The 16,233-nt window shown below is 73.0% G+C and carries 10 protein-coding genes; 8 read left to right on the top strand and 2 right to left on the bottom strand.

Going from position 1 to position 16,233, the window contains the following annotated elements; translation table 11 throughout:
* Nucleotides 1-11 precede the first annotated feature (11 nt).
* Nucleotides 12-695, top strand: a complete 684-nt coding sequence (locus SSP29_RS22080; protein ID WP_089102490.1) for a restriction endonuclease — start codon at nucleotides 12-14, stop codon at nucleotides 693-695.
* A 346-nt stretch (nucleotides 696-1,041) separates the two neighbouring features.
* Here the strand turns inward: SSP29_RS22080 and SSP29_RS22075 are convergent, their stop codons facing one another.
* Nucleotides 1,042-1,779, bottom strand: coding sequence for a hypothetical protein (locus SSP29_RS22075; protein ID WP_089102489.1), 738 nt, complete (start codon nucleotides 1,777-1,779; stop codon nucleotides 1,042-1,044).
* A gap of 531 nt (nucleotides 1,780-2,310) precedes the next feature.
* Here SSP29_RS22075 and SSP29_RS22070 point away from each other — a divergent pair.
* Nucleotides 2,311-5,400 carry an AfsR/SARP family transcriptional regulator gene (locus tag SSP29_RS22070; RefSeq protein WP_089102488.1) on the top strand — a complete coding sequence of 1,030 codons (3,090 nt, stop codon included), beginning with the start codon at nucleotides 2,311-2,313 and terminating at the stop codon, nucleotides 5,398-5,400.
* A gap of 122 nt (nucleotides 5,401-5,522) precedes the next feature.
* Here the strand turns inward: SSP29_RS22070 and SSP29_RS52595 are convergent, their stop codons facing one another.
* Nucleotides 5,523-5,708 carry a hypothetical protein gene (locus SSP29_RS52595; protein ID WP_145968943.1) on the bottom strand — a complete coding sequence of 62 codons (186 nt, stop codon included), beginning with the start codon at nucleotides 5,706-5,708 and terminating at the stop codon, nucleotides 5,523-5,525.
* A 264-nt stretch (nucleotides 5,709-5,972) separates the two neighbouring features.
* On the opposite strand from SSP29_RS52595, the gene SSP29_RS22065 reads away from it, so the two are divergent.
* From SSP29_RS22065 to SSP29_RS22040, 6 genes are all read left to right on the top strand, one after another.
* Nucleotides 5,973-7,253: a helix-turn-helix domain-containing protein gene (locus SSP29_RS22065; protein WP_089102487.1), complete on the top strand. Its 1,281-nt coding sequence runs from the start codon at nucleotides 5,973-5,975 to the stop codon at nucleotides 7,251-7,253.
* Between the two features lie 86 nt (nucleotides 7,254-7,339).
* A complete protein-coding gene (locus SSP29_RS22060) occupies nucleotides 7,340-7,783 on the top strand; it encodes a cobalamin B12-binding domain-containing protein (protein WP_150134658.1) in 444 nt (147 codons plus the stop codon).
* Nucleotides 7,780-9,069, top strand: a complete 1,290-nt coding sequence (locus tag SSP29_RS22055; RefSeq protein ID WP_089102486.1) for a methylaspartate mutase — start codon at nucleotides 7,780-7,782, stop codon at nucleotides 9,067-9,069. Before SSP29_RS22060 ends, SSP29_RS22055 begins: the two co-directional genes overlap by 4 nt.
* Nucleotides 9,070-9,104: 35 nt before the next feature.
* Nucleotides 9,105-10,121 (top strand): asparagine synthetase A, encoded by a 1,017-nt coding sequence (locus SSP29_RS22050; protein WP_150134657.1) that lies wholly within the window; start codon nucleotides 9,105-9,107, stop codon nucleotides 10,119-10,121.
* On the top strand, nucleotides 10,118-11,365 hold the full coding sequence (locus tag SSP29_RS22045) for a glutamate synthase-related protein (RefSeq protein WP_089102484.1): 1,248 nt from the start codon (nucleotides 10,118-10,120) through the stop codon (nucleotides 11,363-11,365). Before SSP29_RS22050 ends, SSP29_RS22045 begins: the two co-directional genes overlap by 4 nt.
* 118 nt (nucleotides 11,366-11,483) lie before the next feature.
* A complete protein-coding gene (locus SSP29_RS22040; protein ID WP_089102483.1) occupies nucleotides 11,484-16,199 on the top strand; it encodes a non-ribosomal peptide synthetase in 4,716 nt (1,571 codons plus the stop codon).
* Nucleotides 16,200-16,233: the final 34 nt, after the last annotated feature.

Raw genomic sequence — 16,233 nt, 5'->3', positions numbered from 1 at the left:
GGAAGCGGCCGATGACTCGGCGTCGGCCCGCCCGCCGGTCGCGTCGCAGGCAGCAGAACGACATCCAGTTCGTCCTTGTGGCCGTGATCGCGGCAGGGGTGATCGCTCTCGTGGTGGCGGTGGTCCACTGGCTGCTCGTGCACTGGTGGCTGCTGCTCGCGGCGGCTGTCGTCGCCGTCCCGGCCGGCATCGTCTGGTGGCGTCGGCGGGCGGAGCGCATACGCTGGGAACAGGCCCGGGCGCGCGCCCTGCGCTACGGTCTGGCCCAGCTGGACGCACTGTCGCACCGGCAGTTCGAATTCGCCGTGCGGGACCTGATGCGCCGGGACGGCTGCACGGACGCGGTCCAGGTCGGCGGGCAGGGAGACCTGGGCGCCGACGTGAAGGCGACCGACCCGCTGGGGCGCCGGTGGGTGATCCAGTGCAAGCACCGCCGCGGCGGCGAACGCGGCGCCGCCGTGGGCACCCCGGAACTGCAGGTCCTCAACGGCACGGGCCGCCCGGTCCACAAGGCCGACGTGGTGGTGATGCTGACCAACGGCAGGATCACCCAGCCCGGCCGCGACTTCGCCCGCCAGCAGCGCCTCCACCTGGTCGACCGCCAACTGCTCGGAGCCTGGGCGTCACAGGGCCGCCCCCTGTGGGAACTGCTGCCCGCGCTGCCCGCGCCCCGCAGGCCGTCCTCCCTGCCCTGAGTGGATCCACGGAAGACACTGTCTCCGTATGCCGTATGCCGTATGCCGTATGCCGTATGCCGTATGCCGTATGCCGTATGCCGTATGCGGCATGCCGCATGCCGCATGCCGCATGCCGCAGGGCGTGGCGCTGGAATCGGAGCGGGAGGAATGAGCCTGTGCGAGATGCGACACGTGACATGCGCGGTGCCTGCGCCTCCCTCGCCGTGCGCACGTACAGCGAGCCGATCCGCTCGAAAACCGTCTCGAAGCCGACGGTGTGGTTGGTCTGGACGAGCTTCGGTACGTGCCGGTGCCAGGGTGATCGGGCCGGGCGCGGTGTCGCGGGAGCTCGCTCGGTTCGCTTCTAGCGCGGTCGCATCAGGTCCAAGTCCTCACCCCATGCGTCCAGCACCGCGCCGTGCCCGGCCCGCCGAGCCGCCGCCTCGACATGGGCGAAGAGACGACGCTGTGTGGACACGTCGCCCGTGGCTGAGATGCGGTCCGCAGCGTCGAGCAGCATGCCGGTGTCCCAGCCGGGCAGCGGGAATCGGGCAAGCTCCCATTCGAGGTACTTGTTGTAGGGGCGGGGGCGACGGTCGAGTGCGAAGACGAACTCCAGCAGAAAACGGATGCTGTCGGCGGCGTCGAGTCGGGTCGCGAGTGCATGGCCGTTGCGGTCGTTCTTGACCGAGCGGTAGAGGGAGTTGGCGTAGGCATCGAGCCATTCGTCCGCCGCTTGGAAGGCTTCATCGGCGTCGAGCCTGGCCTTGGCGGCGAGGATCTGGGCGATGCCTCCGTCGAGCCGGTCGAGCACGATCCGGGCGCGGGCGAGGGCGTACCGCTCGAAGCCTGGCATCCCGGCGGCGCGGAACTCGTCGAGGGAGAGGATGACGAGGTCGAGTTCTGGCGTGCGGTGGCCCGTGAACCGGGTGAGGGCCGTCATCGGGGCATCGGCCAGGACGACGTACAGGTCGTGGTCGGAGTGCCCGGTGGTCATGCCCTCGTGGGCCCGGGACCCTTTGAGCACAAGGCCGACGACAGCTGGATCAGCGGCGGCGAGTGCGACGAACGCGTCGTAGGTGATGGGCTGCTGAGCAGTCATTGCGTGATCTCCGGTGTTGTGACGACGGGATGCCAACTGGGCGGCCCCGAATTCGTCGCGGCCGTCCGCACTGTCTGCGGCGGCGCTTGGCCGCCGTCCGGAAGATCAACGCACGTGCGGACTCTACCGCCCGGCCGAGGGGCACAGCATGCGGCCGGTTCGAGCACGGCAAGTACTCAGGCCACCCAGTCATGCCACGGTCTCGTGTGCATTTCGCTCGGCCGGCCGGCCAGGCGGTCGACGATGAGGTCCGTGCGCTCAACCTGATCGTGGGGACCCGGGAGGACATCGCCGTTCGACGGTACGGCAATCGCCGCTCCGTGCAGCGGCGCTGACGAAGAACCAGGTCGCAGCCCGGTCCGGGGAACCCGGCTGCCCGAAGGTGCGTGGTCGGCGCCGCCGGTTGTCCGGAATCGACTGCCATTTTCGGTCAAAAGATCTCGATAATCGGTGAGACGGCTTGCAGGTGGGTTGGGGCTGGCAGAGCATCGGGATGCACCCGGCGGGGAGGCTGGGGGTCAGGGGAGGGGAATGGCCGAGGGCATTCGGTTCGTCGTGCTCGGGGCCGTGCAGGTACTGCGGAACGGGGCGGCCCTCCCCACCAGGTCTCCACAGCAGCAGGCGCTGCTGACCGCCCTGCTGCTGAGGTCCGGCCGGGCGGCCTCCGCCCATGAGCTGATCAGCGCGGTCTGGGGCGAGGAACCCCCGGACTCCGCCCTCTCCACCCTGCGCACCTACGCGTGGAGACTGCGACAGGTCATGGAGGAGGACCGGGCCGCGCCCAAGCTCCTGGTGTCGCTGCGCGACGGCTATCAACTGACCGTCCCACCCGCGTCGGTGGACGCGGTTCGCGCCGAGGAACTCGCGGCCGAAGCCCTGCGGGCACGGGACGCCGGCCGGGAGGCGGAGTGCGGCAGCCTGCTGAACGAGGCGCTCGCGCTCTGGCAGGGCGAACCCCTGACCGGTGTGCCGGGGCCGTTCGCAGAACAGCAGCGCTCCCGTCTCAGCGCGCTGCGGCTCACCCTGCTGGAGCAGAGATTCGAGCACCGCCTCCGGGAGGGACAGCACGGGCTGGTCATCCCGGACCTCATCGCCTTCACCCATGAGCATCCGATGCAGGAGAGACCCTACGGCTTCCTGATGCGGGCGCTCTATGCCGTCGGACGCCAGGCCGAGGCGCTGGCGGTGTTCGGCAGGGCGCGCAGGGTGCTCGCCGAGGAACTGGGCATCGACCCCGGCCCCGAGCTGACCGGCCTGCACGCCCGGGTCCTCGCCGGCGACCCGCGGCTGATGGGGCCCGCGGCGGACCGTGCCACGGACACCGCCAGGCCGTCGGCGGCGGCCACGAAGGCCACGGCCGAGGCGAACGAACCCCCAGCACCCCCAGCACCCCCAGCACCCCCAGAACCGGCCGAACCCGCCGAACCGGCCGAGGCGCCCGCGCCCGCCCCACCCCTGCGGCCGGCCCAGTTACCCGCCGACGCGGCCGACTTCACCGGACGGACGGTCGAGGTCGAGGCGCTGTGCAGCGCCCTCACCGACCCCGCCCGGGTGGCCCTGCCCGTCGTCTCCATCAGCGGCATGGGCGGCATCGGCAAGAGCACCCTCGCCCTCCGTGGCGCGCACCGGGCCAAACCCGATTTCCCCGGCGGACAGCTCTACGCCGATCTGCACGGCAACGGCCTGGAACCGGCCGACCCCGCAACCGTCCTGGGCAGCTTCCTCACCGCGCTCGGGACCCCCGGACACAGCCTGCCCGCCGCCACCGAGGACCGCGCCCGCCTCTTCCGTACGACGCTCGACGGCCGCCGTATCCTGCTCATGCTGGACAACGCCCGCGACCCCGCCCAGGTGAGACCGCTGCTGCCCGGCTCGGCCGACTGCGGGGTGATCATCACCAGCCGGGGCCGGCTGAGCGGCCTGCCCACCATCCTCCAGACCGATCTCGACGTCTTCGACACCGACGAGGCCCTCTCCCTGCTCCGCTCGATCGCCGGCGCGGGGCGGGTCGCGGAGGAACCCGGAGCCGCCGCCGAGCTGGTGGCACTGTGCGGACACCTGCCGCTCGCCGTGCGGATCGTCGCGTCACGGCTCGCCGCCCGCCCCCGGTGGCGGATCGAGACCATGACCGCCCGCCTCGCCGACGAACGGCTGCGCATCGGAGAACTGCGCGCCGGAGACCTGGGCGTGGCCGCGGCCTTCGAACTCGGCTACCGCCAGCTCACGGACGAGCAGGCCCGGGCCTTCAGGCTGCTCGCGCCGCTCGCACGGCCCGGCATCGGCCTCGAAGCCGCCGCGGTGGTGCTCGAACTCGACGAGTACGAGGCCGAGGACCTGCTGGAATCGGTCGTCGACGCGGCCATGCTGGAGGCGCCGCTGCCCGGCCGGTACCGCTATCACGACCTGCTCCGGTCCTTCGCACTCCAGCTGACGGCCCCCGCCGTGGCACACCGCACCGGCGAGCCGTCCGGCACGGCGGGGGCCGAGGGCACCGCCGCCCTGGGCCGGCTCCTCGACCATCTGCTCGACGTGGCCTGTTCGGCGTTCCAGAGCATGGTGCCCGGCGATCCGGTCGGCGCCATCCTCGGCGGCGGCGCCACGTCCGGACACCGGTTCGCCACCCTGGCCGACGCACGCGCCTGGGTGACCTCGGAGTTCGACTGCACCACGAACGCGGTGACCGCCGCCGCCCGGCTCGCGCTCGGCGGCGACACCCCCATGCTGCGCACGGCCACCGACCTGCTGGTCGCACTCACCCCCTTCGGACGGGACATCCCGTACGCGCAACTGGCCACGGCGGCCCGGGTGGTGGCCGAGGCCGCCGCACTGCGGGGCGACGACCAGGCCGAGGGCCGGGCTCGGTTCGTGTGCGGCAACGCCGCGCTGCAGAACACCCAGCTCGCCGAGGCCGAGTCGCAGACCCGGCTGGCCACCGAGGCCTGCCGGCGGGCCGGCGACACCGTCATCCTGCGCCAGATCCTCAACGACCGTGGTCTGATAGCCCAGTTCCAGCACCGGTACGCAGACGCCGTGGACTCCTACGACCGGGCGATCGAACTGGCCAGGGAACTGGGCCACCGGTCGGGCGAGTTGGTGACCCGGCTGAACGCCGCCCAGGCACGGCTGCGCAGCGGCCGCGCGCAGGAGGCCGTCAGCATGTGCGAGGAGGTCCTGGCCGAACTGCGGGACGTGGCGGACCCGCACGGCACCTCCTACGCGTGGTACGTCCACGGCATGGCACTGCACGAGCTCGAACGCCACCCGGACGCCGTCGCCAGCTACACCAGATGCCTGGAGACCTGCACGACGTTCCGTATCCGGGGCCGCGAGGCGCAGGTCAGGACCCGGCTCGCGGCCGCCTGGCGGGTGATGGGGAAACCGGACCTCGCGCTGTCCGAGGGGGAGACGGCCCTGGCCCTGTGCGAGGAACTCGGCGCCGAGCGCGAGAAGGGCAACACCCTGCTGGTCCTCGGCCGGGCGCTCGCCGACCTCGGCGACAACCCGGCGGCGCTGTCCCGGGCACGCCAGGCGGCCGTCGTCTTCACCCGCCTGGGACTGCCCGACGCCGACGAGGCGGAGCAGCTGGCGGCACGGCTCCCGGCTGCTCCGCCGGGCCCGTGAAAGCCTGAACCCACCGACGCGGGTGGCCCGTTGAACGAAGACACTGGCAGCCCGTTGAACGAATGAGCGGCCCAGCCGAAGGTCGGCTGAGCCGCTCACCCGTACGGGCAGGCCGTCCCGGGTCAGCCCGTGCTGTTCCACTCGTCCGGGGCCCCGCCGTCGGCCAGCACGGCCGTGGAGCGGGCCGGCTTCGGGGCGTCCGTGTGCGTGCCCACCGGCACCGCCGCGGTCAGCGCGGCGGCGCAGCCGACGGTGGCGATCAGGAGCGCGGCCTTACGCGGGACCAGGGACATCGGGAATGCCTTCATCAGGTGCCGTCCGCCTTCGGGATCGGGCCCAGGAGCTGGGTCTCGGGTACCGGGGGGAGCCCGGTGAGGCCGTGTGCCTCGTTCTGGTCCGAGACTGCCGACGGCCGATCTACACCGGATGGAGGCCCGATCACCGCCGCGCCCGAGCGGCTGGGGACGGCTGATGATCCCCCGTATATCCGATCCCACCACCATCCATTCCAGGCGGAGACCGGAACCGGCCTCGGCCCGATCATCGGTGTGGTGATGTGAAGGGAAATCGGCATGGATGGTGGTCAGCCGGTGTCCGGCTTCGGCGAACTGCTCAGATCCCAGCGTGAACGCGCCGGAATGACCCAGCAGTGCCTGGCCGATCACGCGACGCTGAGCGTGCGTGCGGTACGGGACATGGAGGCCGGCCGGGTCAGGCGGCCCCGGCACGAGACCGTACGGCTGGTGGCCGACGCGCTGCGGCTGACCGGCCGCGCGCGCTCCGCCTTCGAGGCGTCGGCACGCCGGCATGCGCCTGTCGAGGAGCCCACGGCCCCGCCCGCCCCGCGCACCGCGATCGTCGGGCGCGAACGGGAGACCGCGACGCTCGCGCACTGCCTCACCGGGGACGGCGACCGGCTGGTGTCGGTCGTCGGCCTGGGCGGGGTGGGCAAGACCAGGCTGGCCCTGGAGGCGGCCTGGCGCACGCACCGCTCCGAGCTCTGGCCGGTGCACTGGGTGTCCTGCGGCGACCGGGTGTCCGTGGCCGCGCTCGCCGGCGGCACCGGCCTCCTGGAGGCCGACGGCGACCGGCCCGCGCTGCTGGTGCTCGACGGGGCCGACGACGGGCTCGACCACACCCTGCTGGACCGGGTCTTCCACCGTCGCCCGGGCCTGCGGGTACTGGTCACCTCCCGGTCGCCGCTGTCCCTCGACGGCGAACAGGTGGTCCCGCTGGCACCGTTGGACACACCCGGTCCGGACACGGCACCACGGGACCTGGCGGACGTGCCGGCCGTGCGGCTCATGCTGGCCCACATGCGGCGGCTCCGCCCCGGCCTCACCCTGGAGCCGTCCGACACCCTGGCCATCGCCGGACTCTGCGCCTACCTGGACGGGCTGCCCCGGGCACTGGAGTACGCGGCCGGCTGGACGCTCCTCGAATCCCCGGGCCGGCTGACCGAACGGCTGTCCGCCTCCCCGTTCGGGCTGGCCGCCCCACCGGTCACGCACTGCGAACGGGGCGACGTGCGCGAGGCCCTGGACGAGGCCCTGCGCTCGCTGACCGCCGATCAGCTGGCCTTCGTACGACTGCTGTCGGACTCGGCGTCCGACTGGTCCCTGGAAGAGGCCGCGGCGGCCGGCGGCCGGAGCGCACAGCACTGTCACCAGTCCGTACACGGACTTCTCTCACGCGGTCTGCTCCGCCTGACCCCGGATCGCAGCAGCGCCAGGTTCGCCGTACTGAACCTCGTCCGCACGGTCTGCCGGGAGCAGTACGGCACCCCGGGCCTGGCGCCGGTACCCGGAGAGTCCCTGCCCCGCACCCCGTTCCCGGCGGCGCTGGTCTCCTGACCCGCCACGAGCCCCTCACCTCGCCGCTCGCCGCTCCGCCGTTCCCCCCCACCTCCCCATCCCTACTGAACCAACTAGGAATCTCCGTGGAACTGGGAAAGGCCGAGCGCGTCGGCCTGGACGTCGTCGTCTCGACCATGGCGTCGGACGCACACACCTGGAATCTGGTCTTCCTGCAACTGCTGCTGGAAGAACTCGGCCACCGCGTCACCAATCTGGGCGCCTGCGTCCCGGACGCCGAACTGATCGCCGAGTGCCGGCGACTGGCCCCCGAGCTGATCGTCCTCAGCAGCGTCAACGGACACGGGGCGATCGACGCCCAGCGGGTCATCCCCGGCCTGCGTGCCTGTCCCGAACTGCTGCGCACCCAGGTGGTGATCGGCGGCAAGCTGGGCATCACGGGCGCCGATGACGGATCGGTCGCGCGGACGCTGCGGGCGGCCGGCTTCGACCAGGTCTTCGAGGAGAGCGCCTCCGCCGACGAGCTGCGTTCGTTCGTCCGCACGCTGTCCCGGGCGGTGCCGGTATGACTGCCCGGCCGGCCTCGCCACCGGTGCCGTTCGGGCAGTTCGTGACCCGGGCACAGGCCCGGGGCCACCTGGTGGTGCAGCCGCGGATGGGGATGAGTCGCCCCGAGCGGATGCGCGAAGGCCTGCGGGCCACCCGCGGCGCGGCGGCCACCACGGTCGGCACCATCACCGTGGACAGCTACACGAGGACCGGCGACGCCGTGGCGGCCCGGCGGGCCGTCGCCCAGGGCGTGGCGCTCAACGGCTACCCGATCACCACCTACGACCCGGCCGTGACCCGGCAGGTGCTGCGGGATGTCGCGGACGACGGATTCCCGGTGCAGGTCCGGCACGGCTCGGCCCGCCCCGAGAAGATCGTGACCGCGCTGCTGGCCGCCGGACTGGACGCCACCGAGGGCGGCCCCGTCTCGTACTGCCTGCCCTACAGCCGGGTCCCGCTCAACGTGGCCGTGGCCGGCTGGGAGCGAAGCTGCGCGCTGCTGGCCGAGGCCCAGCAGACCGGCGCACGCCCCCATCTGGAGACGTTCGGCGGCTGCATGATGGGCCAGCTCTGCCCGCCCGGCCTGCTGATCGCGCTCAGCGTGCTGGAAGCCCTCTTCTTCCGGCAGCACGGGCTGCGCAGCGTCTCCCTCAGCTACGCGCAGCAGGCCAACGCCCGCCAGGACGAGGAGTCGGTCACCGCGCTGTCCCGGCTCGCCGCCGCACTGCTGCCGGACATCGAGTGGCACATCGTCGTCTACGCGCACATGGGGATGTACCCGCTGACCCCCGAAGGGGCGCGGCTGCTCCTGCGGGAGGCCGCCCGGCTGGCGGTCCGCACCGGCGCGGCCCGGCTCATCGTGAAGACGACCGCCGAGGCGCACCGGATCCCCACCGTCGCGGAGAACGTAAGGGCGTTGGAGACGGCCGCGGGGGCGGCCGCCGCGGAAGCGTCCGCGCCGAGGGCGGCCGGCGCCCCGGACACCGGGATCCACGCGGAGGCGAGCGCCCTGATCGACGCCGTCCTCGGCCTCGACCGGGACATCGGCCGCGCCCTGGTGACCGCCTTCGCCCGGGGCTACCTGGACGTGCCGTTCTGCCTCCACCCCGACAACGCCGGGCGCGCCCGCAGCGGCCTGGACGCCGAGGGCCGCCTGTACTGGTCCGCCGCCGGGGCGATGCCGCTGCCCGGCCGGCCCGGACGGGGCCGGAATCCGATCCTCGGCTCGGACGGCCTGATGGCCGCCCTGTCGTACGTACAGCGGACCTTCGACCGGCGCGCCCGGGCCGAGACCGCCGCCCGGTAGCCGTCCCACCCCGTCCTCGCCCAGACAACCCACAGATGGGATCAGCAGCCATGAACCACGACACGCCCAACTCCCCACCGTCCCCGCCCGCCCCCCGGGCACACCTCTCGTCCCCGGCCACCCGCAGCACCCTGCGCATCCAGAACCGGCTGATCGCGGCCGCCCGCGAGTACCTGACGTCGGCCGGGTTCACCGAGATGCTGCCGCCGGTCATCGGGCCGGTCACCGACCCGGGAAGCCGCGGCTCCAAGCAGGTGGACATCGACTTCTACGGCCACCGCTACAAGCTCATGACCAGCGCCATCCTCTACAAGCAGGCCTCCTTGCTGGCCTTCGACAAGATCTTCTGCATCGCCCCCAACGTCCGTCTGGAGCCGCTGGAGACCACCGACACCGACCGGCACCTCGCGGAGTTCCACCAGCTGGACGTGGAGGTGGCCGGCGCGGACCGGGAGCGGATCACCGGACTCCTCGAGGACCTCGTGGTCCACATGGTCCGGTCCACCCGCGACGCGCTGCCCGCCGACTTCGAACTCCTGGGCAGGGACGTAGACGCCTTCACCGAGCTGCTGCACGGGTCGTTCGGCCGGCTCACGCACGCCGACGCGGTCGCCGAACTGCGGGCTGTGGGACACGACCAGAGCCCGGACGCCGAGATCGACTGGGCGGGCGAGGCACTGCTGTCGTCGAAGGCCGCGCGCCCGTTCTTCGTCACCGACTACCCGAAGGGATCCCGCGGGTTCTACGACCGCGAGTCGCGCACCGAGCCCGGTGTGCTGCGCAACTTCGACCTCATCGCCCCCGAGGGCTTCGGCGAACTGTGCAGCGGCAGCGAGCGGACCAACGACTACGCGCAGATCGTCACCCGCATGCGGGAGACCGGCGAGAACCCGCAGAAGTACCGCTGGTACCTCGACCTGGTGCGCGAGGGCGTCCCCGCCAGCGCGGGCTTCGGCATCGGCGTCGAGCGGCTGACCCGGTACGTGGCCGGACGCGACGCGGTGTGGCAGGCCAACGCCTTCCCCAAGCTGCCCGGGGTGGTCTCGCCGTGAGCCCCGTCGCCCCCGCCTTCCCCGAGGACGAGGTCCGCCGCCGGGCCCGGTCGGGAGCGGCGGCCGCCTTCCCGGCCGCCGAGGACTACGGGCACGTGCTCTTCGGCGCCTGCGCGCCCACCGCCCCGGAGGACGACATAGACCGGATGCGTCTCGTCCCGCCCGTCTTCATGGAGGAGCGGCTGAAGAAGCTGATCGAACTGGGCCGCGAGCCGATGTACGACGACGTCGAACTCACCACCGGCATCGGGGGCTTCACCGCCGCACTGCCCGTGTATGTGTCGGCGCTGGGCTCCACCCGGGCGGCCGGCGGCGACCCCGGCCTGGCGCTGGGCCGTCAGGCCGGCCGTCTCGGGCTGCCCATGGTCATCGGCGAGAACGTGGTTCCGGTGCACGGCTACGGCCGACTGGACGGCCCGCCCGGCGACGCCACCGTCACGCTGCTCGGCCGGCTGCGCGCCTACACCGACGAACTGCCCGACGGGCTCGGCGGAGTGGCCGTGCAGCAGAGCACCGAGGACGCCGACGCCGAGGTCTGGAACCTCGTCTACAGCGACCCCGCCGCCCGGCCCCTGCTGGACTCCGGACGGCTCGCCTTCGAGCTCAAGACGGGGCAGGGCGCCAAGCCCGGGCTCGGCGGGATGACCGTCCTCGACACGGCCGCGGCAGCGCGGCTGGGCGACCGGTACGGCCTGGACACCGCGGCCCTCGGCGAGCGGCACGTGCTGCGCTCCAGCAGCCCCGGCACGTTCACGGCGGAGATCCTGCGCCAGCAGATCCGGCTGATGCGCAACAACTTCCCCCGGGCCCGGGTCTGGGTCAAACTCCACCCCGGCCGCGATGTCGCCGAGGCGGCGCGGGTGGCCGTGGACGCGGGCGCGGACGCGGTGACGGTGGACGGCGCCGAAGGCGGCACCGGCTGGGCGCCCGTCGCCTTCACCGGCGGGGTCGGGCTGCCGCTCGCCGCGTGCCTGCGGCGCCTGGCCGACGACCCGCCGCCCTGCCTGCTGGTGTCGGGCCGGATGTGGGAAGGCACCCGCGCCGTCAAGAGCCTGGCGCTGGGCGCACGGGCCGTCGGCCTGGGCCGGGCCGCGCTGCTGTCCGTCGCGGAGGACCCGGACCAGGGGCTGATCCGTTTCACGGAATGCCTCGCCATGGAAATGCGGATGCTGATCAGCGCATTGGGAAAATACGCCCCGGACGCACTCGACCAGCAGGACGTCTGGTCACCGGACGGCAATTGACCGAGCCGTCGAAATTGCCGTTCTTCTTCCTCTCCAACTGCCCGTCCACCGGGTTGGCGCGACCTAGCGTTTCTCGCGTCGCCAATTCCGCGGGCATTTCCAACATCGGGGTGAACCCATGTCCTCAGACGGTATTCCCTTCGCATTCGAGGCGGCCGTACGCCGCCATTCCGGCCGGCCCGCCGTGCGCTGCGCGGGCCGGACCCTCAGCTACGCGGAACTCGACGGGCTGACCGGTGCCCTGGCGGCGGGCATCGCCCCGGGCCAGGTCGTCGCGGTGTCCGGGCGGGACCGTCTCGACCACGTGGTCGGACTGCTGGCCGTGCTGCGGGCCGGCGGGATCCATCTGCCGGTCGACGCCGACGCCCCGGCGGAGCGCACCGAGTTCATCGTCCGGGACGCCGGGGCGACGGCCTTCCTGACTCACGGCGAACTCACCGTCGGAGCCCTGACATCCGGTCGGGCCGGCGGCTCCGGCTACCTCGTCCACACCTCCGGCACCACCGGCCGCCCGAAAGGCGTCCATGTCGCCGCGTCCGTGCTGGCGCGGCACATCGAGGCCGCCACCGCCCGCTTCGGCATCACCCACCGGGATGTCGTCCTGCACATGGCGAGGCCCTCCGTGGACGTGGCGGTCGAACAGGTCCTGACGGCCCTGACGACCGGCGCCTGCCTGGTCGTACCGGAGCGGGGACTCCTGGCGGCCGGTGAACTGCTCGCCCTGCTGGCGGCCGAGGAGGTCTCCGTCGCCAACCTGTCCGCCGGCTACTTCCAGGAGGTCGTGGCCGCCCTGCGGGCCGGTGCCCGCGTCCCCGGTTCGCTGCGACTGATGATCTCCGGCAGCGACCGGCTGTACCCGGAGACGGCGGCCGCCTGGACCGAACTCACCGGCGTCCCGCTGCTGAACGCGTACGGGCCCACCGAGACGACGGTCACCGCCACCGTCCAGGATGTCCTCCAGCCGGCGGACCCGGCCGACGGCGAGCGCCGCGTGCCGATCGGCGACGCGCTCGGCGACCGCGCCCTGTACGTGCTGGACGACGCCCTGCGCCCGGTGCCCGACGGCACCGCCGGCGAACTCCACGTCGGCGGGCCGCTGCTGGCCTCCGGCTACTGGGGCCGCCCCGCGGCGACCGCCGAACGCTTCGTGGCCGACCCGTTCTCGGCCGTGCCGGGTGCCCGCATGTACCGCACGGGCGACCTGGTGCGGCGGTCCTCCGGCGCTCTGGAGTTCGTCGGTCGCACCGACCACCAGGTGAAGATCCGCGGCTTCCGGGTCGAGCCCGGCGAGGTCGAACAGGCGCTGGCCGCCCATCCGTCGGTCGCCGCCTGCGTGGTGACCGCCCACGAGGGCCGGCTGGCCGCCTACGCCACCACCACCGCGCCGGTGCCGCCGGAGTACCGCGAGGTCCGCGCGTTCCTGGCGGACCGGCTGCCCGAGCACATGGTCCCCGGGAGCCTCACCGTCCTGGACGCCTTCCCGCTGACCGCGGGCGGCAAGATCGACCGGGCGGCCCTGCCGAACCCCGGCGCCGAGAACGCGTTGGTGCGGGACGGGTACGTCGCTCCGCGCACCGAGGCCGAACGGCTGCTCGCCGGGGTCTGGTCCGACGTACTCGGCGTGCCCGACGTCGGCGCCCACGACAACTTCTTCCACCTCGGCGGCGACTCGCTCACCGCGGTGCGCGTCGTCGGGCGCGTCGCGGACGTCTTCGGCGTGGTCTCCCCGTACGCGATCTTCGAGGCCCCGACGCTCGCGGAGTTCGCCGCCGTCGCCACCGCCCCCGAGGGCGAGCGGCTCCCGGCCCTGACCCGGTCGGGGCACAGCGAGGCACCCCTGTCGGCGTACCAGCGCGGCCTGTGGTTCCTCGACCAGTGGAACCCGGGCTCCGCCACCTACAACGTGCCCTGGGTGTTCCGCTTCGCCGCGGCCCCCGACCTCGGCCTGCTGCACCGGGCCCTTCAGACCGTGGTCGACCGCCACGAGAGCCTGCGCACCTGCTTCGTCCTCGGCGACACCGGCCCCCGCCAGGTCGTCCGGGAGAGCGTCACCGTGCCGTTCACCGTCACCGAGGCACCCACCGAGCGGATCGCCGAGTTGATCGCAGCGACTGCCGTCGAGCCCTTCGACCTGGAGACCGGACCGCTGCTGCGCGCCCACGCCCTGCGCGCGCCGGACGGCAGGACCGTGCTCCTCCTGGTCCTGCACCACATCGTGTGGGACGAGGGCTCACTGCCCGTCCTGGAGACCGAACTGAAGGAGGTCTACGAGGCGTTGCGGGCCGGTCGCCCGCACCGGCTGCCCGAACTCGACGCCCAGTACGCCGACTACAGCGCCTGGCAGTACGACGACGCCGTGGCCGCCGCCACCGAAGCCCAGCTCGCCTACTGGGCCGAGCAGTTGGCGGACGTGCCGCAGACCACCGCGCTGCCCACCGACCGGCCCCGACCCGAACTCCAGGCGTTCCGGGGCGCCCATCACAGCTTCACGATGCCGGAGCCGGTCGCGCGGGCGGTGCGCGAGCTGGCCCGCGAGGAGGACGCCACCCCGTTCATGGTGCTGCTGGCCGCGCTGGCGACCACGCTGCACCGGCGCTCGGGGGAGCGGGACATGGTCATCGGCTCCCCGGTGAACGTGCGCGGCCGGGCCGGAGCGGCCGGGCTGATCGGCTACTTCGTCAACCTGCTGCCACTGCGGCTGCGGATCGACCCCGACCTGCCGTTCCGCGACCTCGTACGCCACGTCCGGGACGTCTCGGTGGGCGCCTACCGCAACCAGGACGCCTCCTTCGACGCGATCGTCGACCGGGTCGTCACCGACCCGCCCCGGGACCGCAACCCGCTCTGCCAGGTCCTGCTCGAACTGCATCCGCTGGACACCCGGCCGCTGGAGGTCGACGGCATCACCGTCACCCGCGAACTCCATGTGCAGGAGGTCTCCCGCTTCGACCTGTCCGTCTCCGTCGACGACCTGGGCACCGGTTTCACCGGCCGGTTCGAGTACGACAGCGACCTGTTCGACGCGCGGACCATGGAGGCGCTCTGCGACAGCTGGCTGGGCGCACTGGCCGCGGCCGTCGCCGCCCCCGCGCACACCCTGTTCGAGGCGGCCGCCGCCCGGACCCCGGACGCCACCGCCCTGATAGCCGGAGCCGAGGAGCTCACCTACGGGCAGCTCAACGCACGGGCCAACCGGCTGGCCCACTACCTCGCCGGCCGGGGCGCCGGGCGCGGGACGGTCGTCGCGGTGCTCGTCGAGCGCGGCCTCGACCTCGTCGTGGCCCTGCTCGCGGCGCTGAAGACCGGCGCCGGATACACCCTGCTGGACCCCGACTTCCCGGCCGAGCGGCTCGCCGGAGCGGCCACCGACAGCGGCGCCGGACACCTGATCACCCATCGGGGCAAGGACGTTCCCTTCGCCTGGCAGGGCGCGCACATCGACCTGGACACCGTCGCGGGGGAGTTGGCCCGCCGCCCGGAGTACGACCCCGGGCTGCCCGTCACCGGCGACGACCTGGCCTGCGTGATGTTCACCTCCGGCTCCACCGGCCGCCCCAAGGGCGTCGCCGTGCCGCACCGCGCCCTGACCGGCACCTACGCGGGCCAGGACTACGCCCGGTTCGGCCCGGACGAGGTCTGGCTCCAGTGCTCCCCGGTCTCCTGGGACGCCTTCGCCCTTGAGCTGTACGGCGCCCTGATGTTCGGCGGCACCTGCGTCCTGCAGACCGGGCAGCGGCCCGACCCGGAGACCGTCGCCGAGCTCACCCGCCGCCACGGGGTCACCCAGCTCCAGCTGTCCGCCAGCCTGTTCAACTTCCTCCTGGAGGAGTTCCCCGACACGTTCGCCGGACTGAGCACCGCCTTCACCGCCGGCGAGCGGGCCTCGGTGACCCATGTCGCCAAGGCACTGGAGATGTTCCCCGGACTCCGGGTCGCCAACGGCTACGGCCCCGTCGAGAGCCTCGGCCTCACCACCTGCCACACCGTCGTGCCCGAGGACGTCACGACCGCCTCCATCCCCATCGGCCGTCCGCTCTACGGCAAGGACGTCCTCGTCCTCGACGAAGCCCTGCGGCCCGTCGGACCCGGCGTCACCGGCGAGCTCTACACGGCCGGCTGCGGCCTCGCCCTCGGCTACACGGCCCGGCCCGGCCTCACCGCCACCCGCTTCGTCGCCGATCCCGGCGGCTACGGGGGGCGGCTGTACCGGAGCGGGGACCTCGGGCGCCGCACGGCGGACGGCACGCTGGAGATCACCGGCCGCGCCGACGACCAGGTCAAGATCAGGGGCTTCCGCGTCGAACCGGGAGAGATCGAGGACCTCCTCACCCGTCACCCGGGGGTACGGGAGGCCGCCGTCACCGTGTACGAGCCCGCCCCAGGGGACCGGCGGCTGGCCGCCTACGTCACGACCGCCTCCGACGGCTGTGCGACCCCCGACCCCGATGCCCTCCTCCGGTACCTGGCCGGGCGGCTCCCGCAGTACATGGTCCCGGCCACCGTCGACGTCCTGGACGCGCTGCCCCTGAACGCCAACGGCAAGGCCGACCGCCGCGCCCTGCCGGCCCCGGCGGCCGCCACCGGAGGGGACGGGTACGGCGGCGGGGACACCGCACTGGTCGGCAGGGAACGCCTGGTGGCCGACGTGATGCGGGAGATCCTCGGCCTCGCCGAGGTGGGCCGCCACGACAGCTTCTTCCGGATCGGCGGCAACTCCCTGTCGGCCGTACGCGTCGCAATGCGCCTGTCCCGGGAGACCGGCACCCGCGTCCCGCCGCACCTGGTGTTCCGGGCCAGGACCGTGAGCGCGATCGCCGAACTGCTGCCGGCCTGAGCACACGGCACACCGCGTGTCCGACACGCGCCCG

This window comes from Streptomyces hyaluromycini, from assembly GCF_002217755.1.
GTDB classification, from domain to species: domain Bacteria; phylum Actinomycetota; class Actinomycetes; order Streptomycetales; family Streptomycetaceae; genus Streptomyces; species Streptomyces hyaluromycini.
This window is presented reverse-complemented; position numbering and strand designations above follow the sequence as displayed.